This is a genomic window from Deltaproteobacteria bacterium, from assembly GCA_029858205.1.
GTDB lineage: Bacteria > Desulfobacterota > GWC2-55-46 > GWC2-55-46 > DRQE01 > JAOUFM01.
Map to the genome: position 1 here is coordinate 13,769 of JAOUFM010000001.1, position 21,047 is coordinate 34,815.

At 52.4% G+C, this 21,047-nt stretch carries 17 protein-coding genes and 1 tRNA gene; 1 reads left to right on the forward strand and 17 read right to left on the reverse strand.

The genetic code is table 11. The features are described from left to right. Positions 1-28: 28 nt before the first annotated feature. From OEV59_00070 to OEV59_00110, 9 genes are all read right to left on the reverse strand, one after another. Positions 29-1,849, reverse strand: coding sequence for a HEAT repeat domain-containing protein (locus OEV59_00070; GenBank protein MDH4226136.1), 1,821 nt, complete (start codon positions 1,847-1,849; stop codon positions 29-31). A 104-nt stretch (positions 1,850-1,953) separates the two neighbouring features. Then, positions 1,954-2,829: a zinc-ribbon domain-containing protein gene (locus OEV59_00075; protein MDH4226137.1), complete on the reverse strand. Its 876-nt coding sequence runs from the start codon at positions 2,827-2,829 to the stop codon at positions 1,954-1,956. Further along, entirely contained in the window at positions 2,826-3,305 is a 480-nt protein-coding gene (locus OEV59_00080) for a chemotaxis protein CheW (protein ID MDH4226138.1), read from the reverse strand. The genes OEV59_00075 and OEV59_00080 overlap by 4 nt, the downstream gene beginning before the upstream one ends. Positions 3,306-3,311: 6 nt before the next feature. Beyond that, entirely contained in the window at positions 3,312-4,262 is a 951-nt protein-coding gene (locus OEV59_00085) for a chemotaxis protein CheW (protein ID MDH4226139.1), read from the reverse strand. A 3-nt stretch (positions 4,263-4,265) separates the two neighbouring features. Further along, positions 4,266-5,081 carry an AAA family ATPase gene (locus OEV59_00090; protein MDH4226140.1) on the reverse strand — a complete coding sequence of 272 codons (816 nt, stop codon included), beginning with the start codon at positions 5,079-5,081 and terminating at the stop codon, positions 4,266-4,268. Positions 5,082-5,084: 3 nt separating this feature from the next. After that, positions 5,085-7,103 (reverse strand): chemotaxis protein CheA, encoded by a 2,019-nt coding sequence (locus tag OEV59_00095; protein ID MDH4226141.1) that lies wholly within the window; start codon positions 7,101-7,103, stop codon positions 5,085-5,087. 46 nt (positions 7,104-7,149) lie between these two features. After that, on the reverse strand, positions 7,150-7,515 hold the full coding sequence (locus OEV59_00100; GenBank protein MDH4226142.1) for a response regulator: 366 nt from the start codon (positions 7,513-7,515) through the stop codon (positions 7,150-7,152). Positions 7,516-7,538: 23 nt separating this feature from the next. Continuing rightward, positions 7,539-8,840, reverse strand: a complete 1,302-nt coding sequence (locus OEV59_00105) for a DUF4388 domain-containing protein (protein MDH4226143.1) — start codon at positions 8,838-8,840, stop codon at positions 7,539-7,541. A 348-nt stretch (positions 8,841-9,188) separates the two neighbouring features. Then, positions 9,189-11,378 (reverse strand): methyl-accepting chemotaxis protein, encoded by a 2,190-nt coding sequence (locus OEV59_00110; protein ID MDH4226144.1) that lies wholly within the window; start codon positions 11,376-11,378, stop codon positions 9,189-9,191. Positions 11,379-11,660: 282 nt separating this feature from the next. Between OEV59_00110 and OEV59_00115 the strand changes: the two genes are divergently transcribed. Then, positions 11,661-11,736 (forward strand) — tRNA-Glu (locus OEV59_00115). Between the two features lie 158 nt (positions 11,737-11,894). On the opposite strand, the gene OEV59_00120 is transcribed toward OEV59_00115, so the two are convergent. The 8 genes from OEV59_00120 to OEV59_00155 form a co-directional block, all read right to left on the reverse strand. Next, positions 11,895-12,656 (reverse strand): hypothetical protein, encoded by a 762-nt coding sequence (locus tag OEV59_00120; protein MDH4226145.1) that lies wholly within the window; start codon positions 12,654-12,656, stop codon positions 11,895-11,897. Positions 12,657-13,008: 352 nt separating this feature from the next. Next, positions 13,009-14,010 carry a signal peptide peptidase SppA gene (gene sppA / locus OEV59_00125; protein MDH4226146.1) on the reverse strand — a complete coding sequence of 334 codons (1,002 nt, stop codon included), beginning with the start codon at positions 14,008-14,010 and terminating at the stop codon, positions 13,009-13,011. Beyond that, positions 14,007-15,080 carry a hypothetical protein gene (locus OEV59_00130; GenBank protein MDH4226147.1) on the reverse strand — a complete coding sequence of 358 codons (1,074 nt, stop codon included), beginning with the start codon at positions 15,078-15,080 and terminating at the stop codon, positions 14,007-14,009. The genes sppA and OEV59_00130 overlap by 4 nt, the downstream gene beginning before the upstream one ends. Before the next feature lie 13 nt (positions 15,081-15,093). Next, the gene (locus tag OEV59_00135) at positions 15,094-15,303 is read right to left on the reverse strand and encodes a hypothetical protein (protein MDH4226148.1); all 210 of its coding nucleotides are present in this window, start codon (positions 15,301-15,303) and stop codon (positions 15,094-15,096) included. Between the two features lie 16 nt (positions 15,304-15,319). After that, on the reverse strand, positions 15,320-15,712 hold the full coding sequence (locus OEV59_00140) for a hypothetical protein (GenBank protein MDH4226149.1): 393 nt from the start codon (positions 15,710-15,712) through the stop codon (positions 15,320-15,322). A 29-nt stretch (positions 15,713-15,741) separates the two neighbouring features. Continuing rightward, positions 15,742-18,273: a tetratricopeptide repeat protein gene (locus OEV59_00145; GenBank protein MDH4226150.1), complete on the reverse strand. Its 2,532-nt coding sequence runs from the start codon at positions 18,271-18,273 to the stop codon at positions 15,742-15,744. 19 nt (positions 18,274-18,292) lie between these two features. Then, a complete protein-coding gene (locus OEV59_00150) occupies positions 18,293-20,269 on the reverse strand; it encodes a hypothetical protein (protein MDH4226151.1) in 1,977 nt (658 codons plus the stop codon). 44 nt (positions 20,270-20,313) lie between these two features. After that, positions 20,314-21,036: a TIGR00730 family Rossman fold protein gene (locus OEV59_00155; GenBank protein MDH4226152.1), complete on the reverse strand. Its 723-nt coding sequence runs from the start codon at positions 21,034-21,036 to the stop codon at positions 20,314-20,316. Between the last annotated feature and the right edge of the window lie 11 nt (positions 21,037-21,047).

Sequence of the window (21,047 nt, forward strand, 5' to 3'; positions counted from 1 at the left end):
TTCCATAAAACGCCGGCAACCGCGCCGCTTAGCGCGCTCCGAGCTTTATAAGTTTATCCTCCGCTGCCCTGACAACCTCCGAGTCCTCATGCGAAAGCCCGAGCCTCAAAAACGCTATCGCGGCCCCGCCCTTTGCCTCGTACACGGCGTCCATGGTCATTATCGCAACAAGCGGCGTCTCGCGCTCTATCGCATGCTCAAGGGCATTCGACGCGTCGTCCGACTCAAACCTCGATAGCCCCTTTAGCGCGGCGCCCCTGACCCACACGTCGTCGTCCTTGGATGCGAGAATAAGCAGCTTCTCGACCTCTTCTCCGCCTAACTTTTCCAGCGCCTTTGCGGCCGAGAGCCTGACCTTCACGTTCTCGTCAGCAAGGGCTATTGCCAGGTGCTCGACCCCGTGCTCCACCCTGGCAGCGCCAAGCGCCGTCGAGGCAACGCGCCTTACCTCTGCGTCCTCGTCCTTCAACAGAGCAAGCAGCGCCTTTTCGGCCTCCTTGCACTCTATGGTGCCAAGCACCGCAGCTATGTGCTTGCGAAGAGCAGGCTCCTTGCCCTTGGAGAGCTCCATTATGCTCTCAACGACATCCTTGGGGTGCTGCTTTGCCAGCACGATAAGGGCCTTTGCCGCGGCCTCGGAAACATCGCTATACCTGTCGGCAAGAAGCGTTGCCACGTCGCCTATGGCCTCAACAGCGCCAAGACGCGCAATGGATTTAAGCGCCGCCGAGCGCGTGTGTCCGTAAGGATCCTTCAATGCCGTCTTTAACGTCGGGAGGGCATCTCGCACCCCGGCGTCCCCAAACACCGCGCAAAGCATGGCGCGCGTTTTATCGTCGCTGGATTCGCTAAAACATCTTATTATATCGGCAGGAACCTCCCTGACGGCAATGCTCTCTATCGCGCCCTTTAAGTCCTCGCTCAGATCGTCGTCGCCGGAAAGCGCAAATAACGCCGGAAGGTTCGCTGCGGAGCCTGATATGCCTATCAGGTCGATGGCCGCGATAACCACCATCTTATTTGAAGAAGACAGTAACTGAGTCAAAAGCCCGGGGTCGGAGTTATCACGGATAATCGGATAGTGCTTGCGTATATCAGAGCGACCAAGCGAATTAAGTATCTTTACTATGCTCACGGCAGATGCGGCCCTGCTCTTCTCGCTCCTGTCCTTTAGCCCTTTCACAAGATGCTCGAGCGCAGAGGCGCTTAACGTGGCGCCAAGGGCCTCCATCGCCGCTTTTCTCAAAAACGGCTCGTGTATGCTTTTCGCTACCGGTTCTACAGGCACTCCCCTGCCTATCTTTGCAAGGGACTCGAGCACGGAAAACCTCAACCACTGATCTTCGTCCTTTTCCAGAAGATCTACAAGCGTTGTCACAGCCTCCTCGCCGCCGATTTTTCCGATGGCCTCGCCTGCCGCGGCCTTGACATTGGAATCATTGTCCCTCAACGCGCCAATCAGCCCCTCTACAGCGCACCTGTCGCCTATGTCGCCGAGTATGTCGGCGGCGAACTTCCTTATGGCCTCGTCCTTGTCCTTGAGCGCCGCCAAAAGGAGCCTTAGCGATGCGCCGCCGGCCTTGGTAAGAAGCTCTACAGCCGAGTTCCTCAGCCCTGCGTTATCCTGGTTCCTTAGCGCCTCTATCAGGCGGCTTATAAGGGACTCGTCTCCGATATGCGGCGTCAGGGCGTCGGCAGCGGTCTTTCTCACGCGCCAGCTCAAATCGCCAAGGGCCTCCATAAGAAGCGCCGCAGAATCATCGAAGGCACGGCTGCGCAGAGACTCGACAGCGGCTATGCGCGACTCTTCATCAGGGTCAGCAAGTTTTTTTCGTATATCATCTGTCATAGAATTGATATGCCGGCGATAACACGCTTACCTGCCCCGCGCCTAACGGCCGTCACGCAAGGCGACGGCGGCGCGCAGACAGAAAAGCGGCTTAAAAAAACACGTCAGGAGCTTATGCCGTACTCCCGCTTCTTAGCTGCAATGAATTCTTCGAAGGCCTCTTTTAGATAAGACTCGGGCCGTATCTCCGGTGTCGAGAGCCTCTTCTTGAAATACTTTATGCCGTCCTTTATATCGTCCATCAAAAGATTATAGAGATTGCCGCCCTTGATGCCCTCCTCCACGGCATCGTTATTATACAAAACGATGTCGGAGACGATAATCCTCGCGAGTTTTCGTGCCCTTACCGTAACGTCGTCGGCATTAGGGTCGATGGGCTGGGTCGAGTTCTGGAGCGCGTCGGCGTACTTATCTGGCTCATACGACGTCGGCATCGGTGCCGGTGCGGCCGCGCCGCTGATACTCGAGCCCAGAAGGTTTTCCAACTTGGATATGAACATGTCGTGTATGTGGTGGCGCTCTATGTAGTCGTCTGCGCCGTAAAGAGAGGCCGGGTTCCTCTTGTACCTGGTCTTGTCGTAGACAGCGGTCATGAGTATCACCTTTATCCTGGAAGACAGGTGCGCGTTCTCCTTTATATGAGAACAGACCTCGAAGCCGTAGAGCTTTGAGAGCGCGACGTCGAGCACCGCAACGTCGGGCTTCACCTCCTCGACTATCTTCATTGCCTCTACTCCGTCGTATGCGCTTAGCATCTCGGCAGATGTCGCCGCCAATGCGTCCTTGAAAGCTATGTGCACGGCGCTGTCGTCGTTTGCTATGAGTATCTTCCATGTCCTGCCGGCTATAGCCTTTTGCCCCGCGCCGTCCCATACAAACACGTTCGAACAGACCTTGCAGCGCATCTTGGCTCCAGGCGGCGGAAGCTTCGCATCATCGACCTCGAAAACGGTAGAACATCCCGGACATGTTATGTTCACGCTGTTGGAGCCTCCTTATCGGTTATAACCTCTAATCCGTCGAACGAGAGCTTCTCCTTCGAGGTCAGTATCTTGTCGATGTTGAGTATCATCACAAGTTCATCCGAGTCCCACAAAACGCCTTCCAGGTAATCGGTATCCACGCCCTTTACCACGTGCGGGGCTTCCTTAATCTCGTTTTTCTCCGTGTTGATTACCCTCTCGACCGAGTCCACTATCATGCCGGTATCTTTCCCTCCAACCTTTACGATAACAACGCGCGTCTTCGCACCGCGCTCAGCGCCGGCAATGCCGAGCCTTTTACGCATGTCGATTACCGGCACGGCCTGGCCCCTCAGGTTCATCACGCCTTCGATAAAATCAGGCACCTTGGGCACGGCCGTTATCTTCTGAAATCTTATTATCTCGCGTATCTTCATTATATCGGCTGCGTACATGACGTCGCCGACCTTGAAACACGCAAATTGCACGCTCATATGTCCCTATACCCTGGAAAGTACTTTATCAACCGCGATGAGTATGAACGGCCTACCATCGCACCTGCCAATAGCCTGTATCGTCTCGGTATCGAGCGAGTCCACCATTGGCGGCGGCTCAAGCGTCTTTCTCGGCACCCTTACAACCCCTTCGATAGCATCTACCTTGAAGCCCATCAGCTCTTCACCGTCCTTGACTATGATAATACGCTCCCTAGATATCCCGGCCTCGTCCATGAAGCTCGGCTGCACATAGCCTTTTATGCTAAGGGCCGTTGGCAGATCCATCACCGGCACGACAGTGCCTCTTAGCGAAAGGACACCGAATATAACGTCCGGGGCCCTTGGCACATCGGTTAGATCCTTGGTCTTTATTATCTCGCGTATCTCGAGTATGTCGATGGCGTATATCTCCCTGCCTATCATGAAGGTAATTGCCTCGAGGTCCTCGCCTGCAGCTTCCTCTGACTCAACTGGCGCAGCCTCAGACACTTCCTCCGGCATAGGCGCAGTAACCGCCGCCGCTTCGCCGGCAGCAGGGGTATCGTCGATTATGTAATCCTCCATCACCTCGGAAGGCGCTGCGGCCAGAGGCTTCGTGGACGCAGCCTCTGGCGTATCGTCTATAAGATAATCCTCGCTGCCCTCGGGCTGCGCCTCTGGCACGGTGTCGTCGATGATGAAATCAGCGCTGTCATCAAAAGACACGGCCTCGACCTTTGGAGCCGCTTCGGCAACTTTTTCAAGCGCTTCCGGAGTATCGTCGATTATGAAATCATCGTCAGGCGCCGAAGGCCTTGGCGGCGGACTAACGATATCGAGAGATGCCTCGTCAACGGACACTGCGCGAGGCAACACCTCGGGCACTGCGTCTTCCTTTGGCGCCAAGTCCTTTAGAGCCGCTTCTTTCGCAGCCTCCATCTGTTTTGCTTTTTTTCTTATCTCGGCTATGTCCATACGTTAACTCTTCCAGTTTATGAAGCCGAAGTCTCTTGCAACGTCCACAACGACCTCGCTGTCTATTATGGAGTCCTCCCTGCCAAACCCGACTATTATCGAGTTACTCGATAAATTATTTATCTTCCTCGGTATGCCGCCCGAGAAACGGTATATGGCCTCGAGCGCTGCCTCCGTAAAAAGAGGCTCTTCCCTTCCGGCCCTTTTAAGACGGAATGCAATGTACTCCTTTGTCTCCTCGAACCCGAGCGCAGGGATATGGTACTGTATGCCGATTCTCTGCCTGAAAGGCTCGAAGTACCCGGACATGAGACGCGTCTTTAATTCCGGCTGCCCTAGAAGCACAAGAGAGAGAAGGTTTGCGTCGTCGAGCTGCAAATTCGTTATAAGCCTCAACTCGTCAAGCCCCTCGTTACCCGGAATAAGCTGCCCCTCATCCACTATAAGCACCGGGCACACGCCTGCCTGGTAGAATTCGAAAAGCTTCGTGCCGATTTCGTCAATAAGCTCCGTTCTGTACTGGCTCGGGTTCTCGACACCGAGCTTTATCGCAAAGAGCCTTAAAAGCTCGCCCTGGGAAAAAAGCGGCGCAACGATGTTGATTATCTTGAACCTCTCGTCAAGAGAGTCCATCAAGCATCTCGACAGAGTCGTCTTGCCTGCCCCGACCTCTCCTGTGAGAACGACAATCTCTCGTTCCTCGACACCGTACTTTAACCTCGCAAGCGCTTCCCTGTGCGCCCGGCTAAGATATAGAAACTCCGGGTCCGGCGTCTTGCTAAAGGGTTTTTTCGATAGTCCGTAAAACGCCTCGAACATGCGCTACACCTTGTCTCCGCTGTAAGATGTCCTTCCGCCCATGAACTCCTCGATTATGCCGCCAACGTCGAGCACGAGTATGGTCTCCTGCTTATAGTCGGTCGCGCCGGCGATTACGCCTATGTTCTTTAGCCTCTTGCCAATTGACTTTATCACGATGTCCTGCTGCCCCTTAAGATCATCGACAACGAGCCCGAGCCTCTTTTCCGCAAGCCCAACGACTATGACGTACTTGGCCCTGCCGCCTTCCTTCGTTATGCCGAGAAAATTCCCAACCCTCACAAGCGGGATATTGGTGTCCCTAAGATGCACGTACTCCTTTTCCTCGACAGTCTCTATCGACGAAGGTTCGAGAATAAATGTCTCGAGTATGGAGTTAAGCGGCACGGCAAACCTTCTCCCCCCTGTCTCCGTTATAAGGGCGCGCATGATGGCAAGCGTCATCGGCAGCACGAGCGACATGGTGGTGCCTTTGCCAAGCGTGCTCTCTATGTTGACCATTCCCGAGAGCGCAGCGATGTTGCTTTTGACGACATCCATGCCTACACCCCTGCCCGATATCTCGCTTACCTTTTCGCTAGTGCTAAAACCCGGGAGGAACATGAAGTTAAGTATGTCTTCTCTCTTGTACTTCGCCCCGGCATCGGCAAGCCCCATGCTAACGGCCTTCTTAAGTATCTTATCCGGGTCTATGCCCTTGCCGTCGTCCGAGACCTCGATGACGACGTGGTTGCCGCGCTGAAAGGCGTTTGCGAGTATCGTGCCTCTTGGATCCTTACCGGCCTTTTTCCTGTCAGCCGGCAATTCTATGCCGTGGTCTATGCAGTTTCTGATTATATGCATGAGCGGGCCGCCAAGCTCCTCGACTATAAGCTTATCGAGCCTTGTTTCCTCGCCCCTCATCTCGAAGGTAACGTCCTTGCCAAGGTCTCTGGCGAGCTTTCTAACGGTCCTGGCAAGCTTATCGAAGACCTGGCTAAGCGGCACCATCCTTGCTTCGAGCAGGCCCTGCTGAAGCTCCGTGAGCTTCTTATCCAGGTTCATGTGGGCCTTGGAGAACGCTGCGGCAAGCTCAACGTCCTTCCACTTATAACGTATTGTGTCTATGACGCCGCCCATGTACGCCTTGATGAGCGAAAGCTCTCCGACTACGTTCATAAGACCATCGAGCATAGAGATATCGACCCTTACCGTCCTCGATATGCTCTTTAGCCCTTCGTCAGAGACCGGCTGCTCCTGCGGCAAATGTTCTGCCGCGCGCTCGACCTCCGCCTTGGGAGCCGCCTCGTGACCGCCCTTTACGGCACTTTCGATTCTGACGTTCTTATTGTCGATTACGCGCGCGATGTCGTCTTTTCTTGCGCGTGTAGCAAGTATTATATCGAAGTCTATGGTCTCTCCGGGAGTGGAGCCGGGAGAAGGAAGTGTGGTTATGGTCTCGCCGTTTTGCTTCAAGACGGCGGTTAGCTCGTCAAGGCCCTGGTCGAAGGTGGCTATCGGAAACGATGCCGTGACCCTGAAGATGTGCATGTGTTCCTTAAGGCACGTTATCAGGCGGTGTTCCTCGAACTCGGTAAGAACGTTTAGTATTGCCGGATCGACGCCGTCGGTAATGGAGGTATCGCCGGCCTTTGCCTGGTTCTTTTGTATCGTGGCCTTTATCCTGTCGACCACCGCGTCTACGGAAACACCGGGCTCGACGCCGCGGCTTTTGGAATCCAGAAGCACGCGGATTACAGAGAGCGCCTCGAGAAGCATGTCCGTTACCTCGACGGTCATCTCGACACGGCCAAGACGCACGCCGTCCAAAAGCTCCTCAAGGTTGTGAGTGAGGCGCTCCATCAGGGTAAAGCCAAACATCCCGGAGAGTCCCTTTAGAGAATGCGCCGAACGGAATATGGAATTAAGCAGATCCGGGCTCGCTCCTCCCGGCTCATCGAGCTTCATCAGGTCCGCGTTAAGGTGCTCGATTATCTCCTCTGATTCGGAGATAAACTCATTGAGGGAACCCTCGTTACCCATGTTCTGTGTGTCACTCACGCCGCTGCCCTTTCGTAACAAAGCGACTCTACTTAAGGTACTTCATGACAATCTTTTGCAACTCTTCCGGCTTAAACGGCTTTACCACGTACTCGTTTGCGCCGAGCGCAAGACCTTTTTTCACGTCGTTTGCGCTGCCCTCTGTGCTTATGATGAACAAAGGAATATTCTTGTAGTTTTCGCTCTTCTTTATGAAGTTAACGAGCTCGAGCCCGTTTATGTCCGGCATGTTTATGTCGGTGATTATAAGGTCGTAGCGCTCCCTTGGGAGCATCTTAAGGGCTTCGAAGCCGTTTGGAGTCTCGACGAACTCGAAGTCCCCGAGCATGTCGAGGGTAGACACGATCATCGACCTTATGGTTGAAGAGTCCTCGGCTATAAGAATTTTTCGCACGCTCTCTTACCCTTTAACGGCGCCTATACGGCCATGCCCTCGTCGTCGGCAGGGGGCTGCCCCTGCCCGCCAAGTTTCTTTTGCAAAAGCATTCTCTCAAGCACTATCCTCATCTGCGCCAGGAATATCTCGAGGCTCGATATATCGCCGACCCTCGCATTCGTCTGCGCGTTGTCGGCGTAGAGTATGAAGGCGACCTTGCCTCTCACAACAACCGGGTTTACGTAGGACTCCGGCGCGACCTTTCCGCCAAGCGTATCGATTATATACTTGTCCGTGGTCGTGTCGTCGAGCCTTCTTACAATCCTCGACTGCGTTGCAATGGCGTCGGCCACTATCGATTTTTCCGTGAGCGGGAACTTCATCTTCCTTACCACCAAGTCGGCGTTCGCGTCCGTAAGCTCTATGCCGAACTGCCCCATTCCGACGATGTTGCCCTGCTTTATGGCAAACACTACGGCGCGGTTCATTATCTCGCTTGCGAACCGAAGCATCAGGAGCACGGCCTCGCTCATGGTAAGCGGTCTCGCAAGCTCTTCGAGCATTTCCTTTAGAAGCTTTAGGCCCTTGCTTTCCTGTATCATCACGGGCTTGTCTCTATCGATATCCCTGAAAAGTTTTTCGCCCTCGAGTTCCTTCAGGAGCTCCGGCGTGATTATCTGAAAATGCTCCGGCTCCTCTATGACCGGCGTCTCGGAGGAATCATTGTCGCCGGAAGACACGACACCGACGGTAATATCGTGCGACGACGTCTCGTCGCCAAGCACTCCGGCCTCGCCAACGGGTATATCGTCTGGAATAACGCCTGTGCGCATGGCCTCGTCGTGCACGCGCGAGCCTTCCATGGCCATGAACTGCGGGTTAACACCCGTGCTAAGCATATACTGCACCTTGTCTGTCTTTAGCACCTCCGGTGTCTCAAAGTAATCCTTCAATTCAAAGACAAACGTGCCGTCGTGCCAGAAGAAGAAGGAAACCACCAACTTTTCTATCAGGGCCTTTGCCGCTGTTTCAACAATCTCTTTGTTAACACTAAGCTTGTTTATGAGTATGGTGCCAAGATTCTCGGCGTACTCGCCCTTTTTCTGGGCTTCCATGGCACTAAGCACCGTGCCTGTTGCGACAGCGCCCTCGGCAGCGAGAAAATCCCCTACACTTCTCGTATTGACCGAACTCGTAGCCTTCACAACAAGGCCGTTTCTAAAGACAATGCTGCCAACGCGCTTTGAGCTGTTTAGCCACAGTATGCCGGACTTCTGGCTAAAGCTTATTATCTGGAGTATCTCTCCAAGCCCAAGGTCCTCTATTTTACCGACCAATTTCATTCAAATAACCCCTCTGATGTTTCATAAAACGAGAAATGCCGTAACAAACGCAAGAATACGCATCGAATGCGACACGATATCAAAAACCCTTTAATTTACCAAGGGTAAGCACACCACTGCTTATTATAACATAGCTGTATAATTATAATTTACAGGGCTGCTAAAAGCAAGAATTTTATGGTGTTTTTAAAGAGTTGCGTAATTCGGACTGTATGTGGATGGAATCATTAAAAACCACTTCATACGAGCTGCCTCAGGCCGCCAGGCTGCTTTTGGGCCCCCTGATAAAATAAAAGCCGCCCCAAAAGGCGGCTTTTATGGAAAAACATCATATAGTTCGAGCCAAAATTACACGACGAAATTATCGATTTTACCTTTAAGCACTGTCGTGTGCTCGTCGAGCTTCTGTATGGTGGTGTCGATGTTGGCGATGCTCGAAGTATGTTCCTTACTTTTCTTCTTTATGGTCTCGACAAGTCTAACTATTTTATCGAAGCATATCTTCTGATCCATGCAGCTCTTGGTTATGCTCTCCATGTGGGAGGCGACCTCGGCTATGACGCCTGAGATGTGCTTTATTTCCTTGGACTGCTCATTCGTTGACTGCTCGACATGGAGCGTAATGTCCTTCATCAGCTCTGTAGCCGAGCTTATGCCCTCTGCTGCCCTGGACTGCTCATCCGTTGCCTTCTTTATGCCCTCGACCATGCCGTTTATCCTGTGTATGGACTCAACGACCATGCTTATGCCTCTCGATTGCTCCTCCGTTGCCCTCTCGACCTTCTTTGCCATGGCAAGCGAGTTATCGGCGCTCTTTATTATCTTATTTAGCGCGTCTTCACCCTCCCTCGACATCCTTGTTCCCTCCTCGACCCTCTCGAGGCTCGATTCCATGGACTTGACCGCTATATGTACCTCTTCCTGAACGAGCTTTATCATGCTCGATATTTCCTTTGTCGATGCGGTTGTCCTGTCGGAGAGATCCTTAACCTCGTTTGCCACGACGGCAAACCCCTTGCCGTGCTCTCCGGCCTGGGCTGCGAGAATGGTTGCGTTTAGCGCAAGAAGGTTGGTCGTATCCGCGACCTCGTTTATGACGCTGACTATCTTGCCTATCTCAACGGAGCGCTGCCCGAGCTTATCGACAACGCCGGCGGCCTTCGAGACCTCTTCCTTGATTTTCTCGATACCCTTTCTGGTCTTGCCCATGGCATCCATGCCAAGCGTAAAGGCGTCCTCCTTGACCCTCTCGGCAAGCACTGCCTGCTCCCTCGAATGCCCGGCGACTTCCTTGATGGTAAAGTCTATTTCGTTTGCCGCGGTTCCTACCTGCTCCGTTTCGCCAAGAAGAGTATCTACGTGGTTCGCCACTTCCCTAAGTGTCGCGGCTATCTGGATTATAGAAGAAGCCGACTCGCCAACAGCCGAGGCAAGCCTCTGGACGTTTTCAGAGACCTCGGATATCGCCGCGCTCATCTCAAGAGTAGAAGCCGACGCGCCTTCTGCGGAGGCATGTATGCTTTCGCTTCTCTCGGCAACGTGCTTAACAGAGGCATCGACTTCCTGTATTGCGTCGAAAGATTCCTCGATTGCCAAGTTCTGGCCTTCACTCGCCATCTTTAACCCGCCAACAGCCTCCCTTATGCCCTTGGTCGCGCCCACAAGCTCGTCAACGGCAGAGGCCACGTTCTTTATAAGCCCCTGCAGTCCGTCCACGAACTTATTGAACCACCTGGAGAGCTGCCCGACCTCGTCTTCTGTGGTAACGTGGAGTCTTCTGGTAAGATTTGCCGTACCCTCGGAAATTGTCCTTAACATCTCTGAGGTATGCTTTATCGGGGTCGAAACAACCGTATTTACGACTATGCCAAGTATGAGGCTCACGCCACCTATCGTGAGAAGGCCTATCAGGAACCATTTGAGCCTGTTCGTGGCAAGCTGGTCATACATATCGTCTAGCGAAGTGCTTATCATCAAAACGCCCCTGGCATCGTCCGATACGTGGCAGGCCATGCACTCGGGGCGGTGAAGAACGGGCACAAGCGTTGTAAGCAGCTTCTTGCCGCCTTCTTCCTCGACGTAGCTTATGCCGACCTTGGCGTCCTTTGCCGTGAACATGAACTCCTTGAACTTCGGATTGTCTATGCCCTTTGCAACGTTGCTTTTTACGTCCGGATGATTGGCCGTCCATTCGGGCTTAAGCGAGCCTATGCGTTTTTTCACCTCATCAAGGGTCTTGAAATCCTTAAACGCCTCCTCGCGCCCGTTGCCGCGTATAAGCTGCACGCGCTCGATGCCGCGCACCTCTTTTGTGCCATCCACAAGGTAGCGCGCCATCTCTGCCCTCATATCGAGCATATCCTTGTATATGGCATGCAATATGGGCTCTGCCATCATCTGGTTGGCACGGGTCTTCTCATCTATCAGCGCCTTTTCCTCGCTCTTTACGGCCTGTACGATAAGGAAGGTAATGCCTATGGCAGTAACGATTATGACAATGGCAAGAAGCTTTACAAGAAGTTTCTTGGAAAAACTCACGATAGTCTCCTCACTCAAACTTATGGTTGCGTGGTCCGGGATGAAAACGATTATAAAAATTCAAAATCGGCGCCGCACTGCGCTGCCAATACGAGCCGTATTATACCACAAAAACACCTCTAAATTTACCAGTAATTTCGACATGTTGTCAAGACATTTGGCAATGCCGTGCCGCTCTTATGCAAAAACTGCAGCATTTGATACGCTTTTTACGCGCTCTATCACCATTAAAGTTGACAATAAGTGCGGGAATTGGTAGAGTATTTTTCTCTAGTTGCAAGAGGTCCCATCGTCTAGCGGCCCAGGACGTCGCCCTCTCACGGCGAAAACGGGGGTTCGAGTCCCCCTGGGATCACCAGTTGTCTTACAGTCTTTTTTTTCGTTGCCCCTTTCGGGGCTTTCTCCGGTGTAACCACAGTGTAACCATCGAGAGCCTTGACCACTTCAATACTACCATACAGACATAAAAATAAATACCGCTGCCGGACGTCCGGCAGCGGTATCTCAAACAAGGCTTCAGAAACCGTAAGAAACCATCATTCCCCACCCTGTCTTGGTAACCAGTTTAGTGTCGACATTGGTTGCTCCGGCAGGCAAAGGCCTGCCTTCGACATAACCGTTAGCAAGAACCTTTTCCTTTGGGTCAACGACATATCCCACACCTATGTTGAAAGTCTGATTACTTCTTTCATCATTATATTGCTTATACTTAAAACCGACCATAAAGCCTAACATCGCAGCATCTATCAACTCACCCTCATCAGGTTTTATTCCCAAAAACGGGCCAAAGAAGACATTTTTACAAAAAGGAACTCTCCTAATAAAGTTATGTGTCTCAAACATAAGCCCAACATTCTGATTATCTCCTTCGTCGATGCTTACAACACCGTTCTTCTCAGTTGCCGAATTAACCACCCTTTTTCCCGTATAATTCGTATATAAAATTCCCATGCCAAACTTAAACTTGAAAGTTTGCTCCAACTCATCCTTTTTATTCTTCGCCTTCGCTATTAGATCCTTTATAGCACTTTTTTGCTGTTCCTGAGAAAGTTTATTCTCAGGATTCAATATCTCATCAATAGCCGCATCTAATTGCTTCTCTACTTCAGCCGCTGATTCTGTACTTTTAAGCTCTTTAGTAAACTTTTTATCTGTCTCTGCTATTTTTACAAGTGCCTTTTTAGCATCGTTAGATGAGTCCTGCTGCGCATCCTCACCAAAAGACTCTTTCTGAAGCACAAACACGCTAACGAACAACAACACTGCTACAAAGACCATACTCCTTGCACTCCATGTCATGTCCTTACCCTACCTTTCCTGTTGTATTTTTTTATGCCGCCCCCATAACCACCGCCCGTAACCAAGCATGTACCGCCGCCAATAAGCAGCAAAGGAAACCGCCTAAAGCATACTTTCGGTCACGATAAAACCTTAAGTGTTCTGGGAGCCAGCATAAAATAGCACCATCAGGGATGTTTTTCAAGAAAAAAATGATTTTTATATTTTTTAGGAAAAACACAGGCGGATGGAACAATACAAAAAATTAACAAAAAAATGCGGCGCTTTAAAAATAAGCCTATCTGCAAGACACTACGCAAGCCAAAATTATATCCATTAACAAACCAGCCCCCTACTCCCCGGGCGACCACATATAGAGGAACTTAAAGCCGCTACCTGCCTCATCAAGGCCGAACACGGACGTATTGAACATGCTGATGTCGAGAGACAGCGGCGCTGCTGCTGTAGCGGAATACACGTTTGGCCTGAAACTTCCTGGCCTCGAATACACGATAATGGATGCGTCCTTTAGCCCTGCCCTGGACTTGGCATCAGCCACGGCATCATCTGCGTAACCTACTGTATCGACAAGCCCGTTACCAACTGCCTCGTCGGCTGTGAACACGCGTCCGTCGATAACGGCCTTTAGCCTGTCGTCCTTTAGCCCTCTTCTCTCGGAAACAAGTGTTTTAAAGCGCGTAAACAGGCCGTCCACAATACCCTGAATGACCTTTCGCTCCTTCTCGGTAGAGGGCCTAAGCGGCGAGCCCATGTCCTTTAGCTCCCCGGACTTTACCGTCTCATCCGTGAGGCCGACCTTCTGCATAAGCCCGCTTGCGTTCACCCTATACGCTATGACGCCAATTGAACCGGTAACTGTCGTCGGATGGGCTACAATCGAATCAGCGGCAAGCGCGATATAGTAGCCTCCTGAAGCTGCGATCGACGATAACAGCGCGACAACAGGCACGTTCTTTTTCTTCCTAAACACCGTAATCTCGTTATAAAGCACGTCCGTTGTAGTGACGTCGCCGCCTATGGAATCTATCCTAACGATAAGGGCCTTTACGTCCGCGTCCTTTGCGGCCTTATCAAGCTCTTCTCTTACCCTCGATACCAGCCTTTCACCCTCTGAAAACGCAAAACGCTTTTCCGTTTTATCGGTTATGATGCCGCTTATATCAAGAAATAATATCTTATCCTTACCCTCGCCGCCGACAGTGAACTCCTTTAGCGGCCCCTTTGGTTCGGTAAGGGATATGTTGTATATGCATGAGGAGAGAAAAACAGAAAGGAACAAAACAAGCGCGGCTACAGCGGCCCTGCCGCTATGCGTAATCCCAGGAATCATCATGCCTCCTCTATTATGCGGCGTATGCGCTTTTGGGTTTCATCAACGGTCTCGACCCCGGTATTGAGTATGTGGCAGGGAGCAGCCTCGAAAAGAGAATTGAAAAACCTCCGCTGCTCGTCTCTACGCCTTACTAAAAGATAGGGATTATAATACGGCTCATAGCTAAACTCTCCGATATTGGCCCCTGCCCCGGCAAGCACCTGGTACTTGCCTTCCTCGAGTACCTTTATCGCATCTGTAGCGGCAAGCGAAAGCTCGGAGGGCGATTCCTTGTCCCTTCGTAGAAGTATCACGGACTTAACTACCGCCCGCTCAACGAACTTATCTGGCCCGGCTATCCATTCGGGGTCAAGCAGAGCGCGCGAATTTGGGAACTTCGTAAAGTCGTTATCCTCGACGTTCTCGCACTTGGATTTACGAAGTAGCCTTTCCAGATCGGGAAAGCTGCGCACCATGTCGGTTCGAAGATAGAACTTACGCTCCGATATATCGGCCATGGCAAGCCCCTTCTTATATGTAACGAATATCCAGTCGTCGGAATGAATTTTACCGTCAGGAAGCTGCATTAGCCCCCACGTGTGCGTGCTCTTTCCGGTGCCCGTGGGAGCGATTATAACAACCCCCTTGCCCTTCACTATGGCGCAGGAGCCGTGTATGGAGTGGACGTTATGCTGGGCCTCGAGTATATCGGCCGCGAGCCCGAGGGCCCAGGACTTGCACTGGCCGTAGTACTCGGTATTTATGAATACCGCTGTTCTCGTTTCGTGGTTATAATACGCGTGAGGTTCGTGGCCTTCGACACCGGTTACCGCGTATATAAGGCCGTGCGGCATGACTGTGTGCGTCCTTGGCCCGGCAAACCAGTTCTCCACCCAGAAGTCGTAGAGGTGGTATGAATTGGTACGAAGCCGTATGACTATGCCGTGTATGTTGGCGTTCCAGTGATAGGTCTCGAACGACGAGGCAAGCTTTTCTTCGGCAAGGGCAACAAGACGGTTACGCTCCTCGACACTCACGTCCTTTGTCGAGTCCACTCTGCGCTTTACGGCAGTGACGCTGTTGGATATCATCAGGGCCCTTTTTCTACGTGATTTTTCCCTGGCGCGCCATGAAGTCTCCGACTGCGAGCCTAAGTACAGCGCTTAAGTCCCACGCCTGCGAGAGCTTTTTCGAGTATTCAGCCGCAAGCTCCTCAAGCGCCTCTATCTGATCGCACTCAAGCGTAACGGTTATGCTCTCCATCTCGTCGTGATGACCGTGGCCGTCGCCGCCGTGCCCGTGATGTTCTCCCATACGCTTCTCCCTTAAATTATTTTTGCTTAAGCGCAGCTATGCCTTCTTTTGCGTCCTTTACAAGCGGGCTGTCAGGATACTTCTCTACAAAGGCCTCGAGCTTTGCCGCTGCCTCCGGGTTCTTGCCGTCATCGATAAGCTTAAGGGCTTCGTTGAATGCGGCCCTCTCCTCGTCCTTTATCACTACACTCTTCCAGTAGAGCTCTTCCTTATTCTCGCCCTCTGCGCCCTTTGCGCCTGCAACAGCGTTCTTGGAGCTCGATGCAGAGTCGTTGCCGGAATTAAGCTTTAACTTATATGAGATGCCCTTTAGCCACTTGCTTACGGTGCCGTTACCTGCCAAAGCAGCCCCGGGCATAAATAGAGCAAAAACAGCAACCGCCGTAAACACCACCAATATCCTTTTCATAAACTACCTCCTTGTCATTCGTGAAAGAATTACTTCTTTAGTTCCATATAGACCCCGTAGTAGCGTTCCTTTGCGCCCGGGTCTATTTCGAGCGCCTTATCAAAGACCTTCTCCGCCTCGTCCTTCTCGCCATTCTTAAAAAGCGCGCGAGCGAGATTGGCAAGCACTCCGGCATCGGCCGCGTCCAACTCAGAGGCCTTGCTGTAATGCTTTATTGCCTCGCCGTAATCGCCGCTTAGATAATACGCGTTGCCGATGTTGTTATATGATTCGGCGCCAAGCCCCGGCTCCTTCAAAAGCCGCTTAGCGTACTCAACGGCCTTGGTAACGTTACCCTCGGCAGCGCTGTCCTGTATGAGTGCGTTAAGGCCGTCTGCTCCAACGACCTCTGCCTCGCGCTTTCTCACGCTTCCCTTCTCGGCAATAAGCGCCTCGAGCTCTTTGGGGAACTTCTTCTCTATCTCGGCCTTGCCGATGTTCAAATCAAGCGACGATTTGACGAGATTCGGGGCCTTATACCTCGACCTTGCCTCGTTTATGTCAACGGTCTTAAGCTTCCCGGTCCATCTGCCGTAATTCTCCATACCCTTTTTCCATGCGTCGGTAAAAGAATACCCCGAAAGTGTCGTCTCTATCGGCAGCCACACATGCCCGTCCTCTATAACGTAGCTTCCTTCGGATATGCCAAGTGTAGAGGCCTGGGTATCGGGCACGCCGGTTGAGAACATCATGAACACGTGGCCCGGCGCATCTATAAGTTTAGTCCTTATCCCGAGGGATTCAAGGGCAGAGATGTAGAGGCTCGTAAGATCGTCGCAGTCGCCTGCCTTTCTAGATAACGTTTCCCTTGGAAACTGCACGTAGTCAACAACCGTCGTAACGCCCGAGACGGCCTCGAAGGGGCTATTGGGGTCGACCATATATGTAATGCCAGCAACCCCCATGGCGGCGAATACAGCCCTTGCCTTGACGATGTTTTTATTTAACGCAACGTCCTTATATGCCGAAGCCGCGTCACCGGCAAATGTAACGACAACCGGGTCCTTTGGCGTTATGAATGACGCAATTTTACCCTTATCGTCCCACACAAGGGCGTGCTTCTCGTAGACAAAGAGCGGCGCCGTTGTCGAGTACGACTGCTCCTTCTTGCCCTCATAGTATGTGACCTTTACCTCGCTCTGTAAAAACGTATCGTCGGTCATGTCGAGTATCTTCTCCGAGAACACGGCCTTCAGCTCTTTTGTGATTTTCGTTCCGGGAGAGATATCTCCGATGTCAATGTTGGTTGAGAAGTCCATGTACTCCTTTATGGAGACAGAGACCTTTGCCGAAGAAAATGTTTTTTGCGTATTGTTAGTGACCGATACCGTGCCGACCGGGTTCGAGGCATAGTACTTATAGTTGCTTGAAAAAGCCTCGATAAAATCTATTGCGACCGTAAGAGGCGGCCCTCCCGAGCCAAGTGTAGTTGCCTCCTCGGCCGCCATGGCGACCGCGCCCTTTAGCTTGTCGGCCATCATGTCAAAGGCCTTTTTAACGGCAGCCTCGCCGCCCTGCTTCTCGGAGATATGGAGTATGGACGACCTCTCGGAAAGTTCCTTTATGAGTTTCTTAGACGACGCGCCGTAGACGTTCACGCCAAGCGCTGCCTCGATATTACGAAGTTTACTGCCAAGCACCTCGCCCTTTGCAACACTCGAATCGTTTAGCTCTACTACCACCGAGACGTTATCGGCCCGCTCGCCTATCGCGTAGAAATCGCCTCTGCCAAGGTCCTCGGCCTTGTACCCGGCGGCATTCAGGCTATCGACAACGGATTTTCTAAGCGCCTCGCTGCCATTTCTCGAAATAACGCCGACACTGACAAACTTATGCTTGGCGCCGCCCGCTCCGTTGCCCTTTATGCCAAGTAGCGCCTGCAAAAGCCCTCTGTCAACAAAGGCTAGGGAGAATGTAACCTCGTCGTTCTCGTAGAAGACCTCGCCGCCAAGAAAGAACTTCGATATGTCCCTGGAGACCTTTTCGTCATAGAGCGCCCTGTCGGCCTCGGTCGGCTCTGGCACGACGGACTCAAAGACCTTTGAAACGGAAGACGTCTCAACCGACTTTGGCAGCACGCCAAGGCTCACAGAGCCCTTTGCCCTGCGCTTTTTCACTACAACCGCCTCGACAAGAGTTGCGGCAACGTCCCTTTCGGGAAGCTTTACGTTCTTATCTCCGGAATTTACGAGCACGCGCACGGCCTCTACACCGGCGCCGCTTCTATTCTTCAAAAGCTCGGCAGCCTTTGCCTTATTGCCGGTTTTATGGAAGGCGTACGCAAATAGCGCGGCAACGCTGTCGTAGACCTCGTCAGTTGGCACAGCTTGATACGACGAAGCGACCGTGCCCCACTCGCCCTTTGCCGCGTACACGGCGACATCGGCTACTGACACCTCTTTTTTGGGCGCTACAGCGCCCTCGCCCTTATCTTCGCAACGCGCCGAAGGGGCCGTAAGAAAAATAACCGAGACAACTGCCGCAAAAAGCAACAGCGCCGTATATCTATACGATGTGTTCATAGATTAAAATACCGGAACGTCAGAGCCTTCCGTCGCTAATAACGGAATTGATGGCCTCTTCTATGGCCGAGGTGTCGGCCGATTTTTTGAGCGCTATAAAATACGCGCGGACAAGTTTATCGAGCGCGCCCTTGTAGTTCTTCTTTTCACGAAGCTTCTCGGCCTCGGCAACGAGCTTGACGTCCATGCTGGCAAATATCTTTCTTAAGTCGGCCTTCAAATCCTCCACAGCCTCGCTTCGCGCAGTGTTCAAGAGCTCGCCGTCGGAGGGAAGGTTCGCGATCTTCGCCTCTATGACGAACTCTCCCAGGTTTACGCTGTCTGACGACTCATCGGAAACGTCCTTCTTCTTTTCTATCAGGCCGCTGTATAGAACGATGCCCCTCGCCTTTTCCGTGTCAACCACCTTGTAGCCCACACTTACAAAGGCCGTTTTCTTATACCTCACGCCGTCGACCTTCACGTCCTCGTAGACCGGCGTATCCCTGTACTTTGTGGGTTCGGGCCCTTCTTTCTTTTTCTGCCACTCGTCGTAGGCAGGGTTGCGCGTCTGGGTCATGCCGGTCTTGCCGCGCACCATCTTGCTCATCTTGCTTTCCTTGCTCTCCACCTTATAATCGGAAATATCGCCGACAAGCATGTAATCCGCATCTACGAACTTCATCGCGTTCTCACCCGACTCCCCGCCCTGCAGAGCCTTGACCTCGCTCTCCTTCACTATGTCGCTTAGGGCCGCGCCCCTCTCAACCACATTGACATCCGTTGCCATGTCCTTTATGAAAAAATCGGTAATCTTGGTGGTAAAGAACCTGCCCGCGCTCTCGTCGCCAGAAGGCCCGGTAAACGGCCTGACCGCGACCGTCGAAAGCGCCCTTCGCTTGACCTCGTCCCTCACCTTGTCGCGAAGCTGTGCCGTATCGCCGTAATCGGACTGTATGTTATACGCTGTCTCTATGTACGGGTACGCGCTTATATAATCGCCGGCGCCGATAGATGTTTTGGTCTTGGAAATGAGGCTGTCCAGAAGTTTGTTGATTGTTTGCGAGGGCTTGTTAACGCCGCCCCTCTTAGAGGCCGGAACCTGCTTATACATGCCAACGGCCTTTACAAACCAGTACCCGGCGAAGAGCGGGCTGCCGGAATCGAAGAGATCCTCTCCCTCGGTGAAGAAATAGTTCGCCGCGTTTACCTTGGCCGCGGTTATCTTTGCCTTGATATCGCCGGCGTTATCGTACTTTGCCGCAAAATCATAGAACCTGAAGGCCTCGTCGTACTTGTTGGCTGCCGCTGCCTCATCGCCCTTTTTCACGGCATATTCGAAGGAGTCCTTTTCCCTGGCCTCGTCTATGGCAGATGATGCCGCCGAGTTCGACGCGTCGATATACAAAACGTCTTCGTACGTCTTCCTTGCCGTTTTCCAGTCCTCGATAGCCGAGGCCTTTGAAGCCGCTTCGAGAAGGGCTGCCGAGGCCTTGGCAGCGAACTCGCTTAACGCGGGCTTTTGCCCCTCATCTAGCGTTACAGCGCTCTTATATGCGTCGAAAGCGCCCCTTACGTCGTTTGAGCCGTAGAGCTTTTCGCCTTCCTTGATTTTCTTCGTAACAGCCTTATTCGTTTCCTTTTCTGCATCGGATATCGCGGCGTTTATCTTCGAGAGGTCGGCCTTCGGGCTTACCTCGGCTATAAGAGAGACCTCGTCCCTTAAACCCTTTATCGCGCCAAGCGGAAACGGCTTCTCGCCCTTTTCGATTTTCTCAGTCAGGGTTGTCATTAGCTGACCGCCGTATATCGCCCGAACCTTGGGCATCTTTTCGCAAAGCGGCTCCTTGGGGTTCTTCGGGCAGACCTCTTTGAGGATTTTATACGCCTCGCCGTAGTCGTTGGCCTTTACCGCTGTTTCGTAGGATTGTTTGTAAGGAGCGGCTGCGCAGCCGAAAAACGCGGCTGCCACAGCGCTCAGGATAACGGCTTTCAAGATATGATAATTTCCACGCATGCAAAACCTCCTATGGCAAGAGCTTGTCGGAAAGGGGCCAAATCTCAGGCCAGAGGGCGCTTGCCCTTTTTAGCGGCCTTTTTTGCTCCGCCCTTCCTTGACTTGGCTATTATGCGCTTCTTCCACGCAACGTGCCTGTTGATGATATTTACCACATCGCGCGGACTGTCGGTGACTTCTATCAATTTGATATCATCTTTGTCGATTGTACCATATTTAACCATATTTCCCCTAATGAATTCAAGGAGCGGCTCCCAGTACGCCTTGCCCACAAGAATTACCGGAAACTTGTATATCTTATGCGTCTGTATGAGGGTTAGTGCCTCGAAGAACTCATCCATCGTGCCAAACCCTCCGGGCATGATAACGTAACCCATCGAGTACTTGACAAGCATGACCTTTCTTACGAAAAAGTAATGGAAGTTTAGCGATAGGGTCTGGTGCGGGTTGGGCTTTTGCTCGTGCGGTATGACGATGTTTAGCCCGACCGACCTCCCGCCCCTTTCAAAGGCCCCCCTGTTCGCGGCCTCCATGATGCCCGGGCCGCCGCCTGTCACTACGGTATAGCCGCTCTCCGAGATGCGTCTGGCTATGTCGACAGCGAGGCGGTAATACTCATGGCGCGGATGAAAACGCGCGGAGCCAAACACAGTCACCGCAGGGCCGATGTCGGCGAGTTCCTCGAAGCCATCGACAAACTCGCTCATAATCTTAAATACGCGCCAGGTCTCCTGGCCTCTTAAATCGGCTATGGATTTTTTCGACATTATGCTGCCTA

What these genes read in the sequence shown, in the direction of transcription:
- OEV59_00120 (MDH4226145.1), bottom strand. Translation starts at nt 12,656, where the DNA reads ATGGTCTTTGTAGCAGTGTTGTTGTTCGTTAGCGTGTTTGTGCTTCAG.
- OEV59_00130 (MDH4226147.1), bottom strand. Translation starts at nt 15,080, where the DNA reads ATGATATCCAACAGCGTCACTGCCGTAAAGCGCAGAGTGGACTCGACA.
- OEV59_00145 (MDH4226150.1), bottom strand. Translation starts at nt 18,273, where the DNA reads ATGAACACATCGTATAGATATACGGCGCTGTTGCTTTTTGCGGCAGTT.
- OEV59_00150 (MDH4226151.1), bottom strand. Translation starts at nt 20,269, where the DNA reads ATGCGTGGAAATTATCATATCTTGAAAGCCGTTATCCTGAGCGCTGTG.
- OEV59_00105 (MDH4226143.1), bottom strand. Translation starts at nt 8,840, where the DNA reads ATGAAATTGGTCGGTAAAATAGAGGACCTTGGGCTTGGAGAGATACTC.
- OEV59_00090 (MDH4226140.1), bottom strand. Translation starts at nt 5,081, where the DNA reads ATGTTCGAGGCGTTTTACGGACTATCGAAAAAACCCTTTAGCAAGACG.
- OEV59_00155 (MDH4226152.1), bottom strand. Translation starts at nt 21,036, where the DNA reads ATGTCGAAAAAATCCATAGCCGATTTAAGAGGCCAGGAGACCTGGCGC.
- OEV59_00095 (MDH4226141.1), bottom strand. Translation starts at nt 7,103, where the DNA reads ATGGGTAACGAGGGTTCCCTCAATGAGTTTATCTCCGAATCAGAGGAG.
- sppA (MDH4226146.1), bottom strand. Translation starts at nt 14,010, where the DNA reads ATGATGATTCCTGGGATTACGCATAGCGGCAGGGCCGCTGTAGCCGCG.
- OEV59_00070 (MDH4226136.1), bottom strand. Translation starts at nt 1,849, where the DNA reads ATGACAGATGATATACGAAAAAAACTTGCTGACCCTGATGAAGAGTCG.
- OEV59_00140 (MDH4226149.1), bottom strand. Translation starts at nt 15,712, where the DNA reads ATGAAAAGGATATTGGTGGTGTTTACGGCGGTTGCTGTTTTTGCTCTA.
- OEV59_00080 (MDH4226138.1), bottom strand. Translation starts at nt 3,305, where the DNA reads ATGAGCGTGCAATTTGCGTGTTTCAAGGTCGGCGACGTCATGTACGCA.
- OEV59_00085 (MDH4226139.1), bottom strand. Translation starts at nt 4,262, where the DNA reads ATGGACATAGCCGAGATAAGAAAAAAAGCAAAACAGATGGAGGCTGCG.
- OEV59_00135 (MDH4226148.1), bottom strand. Translation starts at nt 15,303, where the DNA reads ATGGGAGAACATCACGGGCACGGCGGCGACGGCCACGGTCATCACGAC.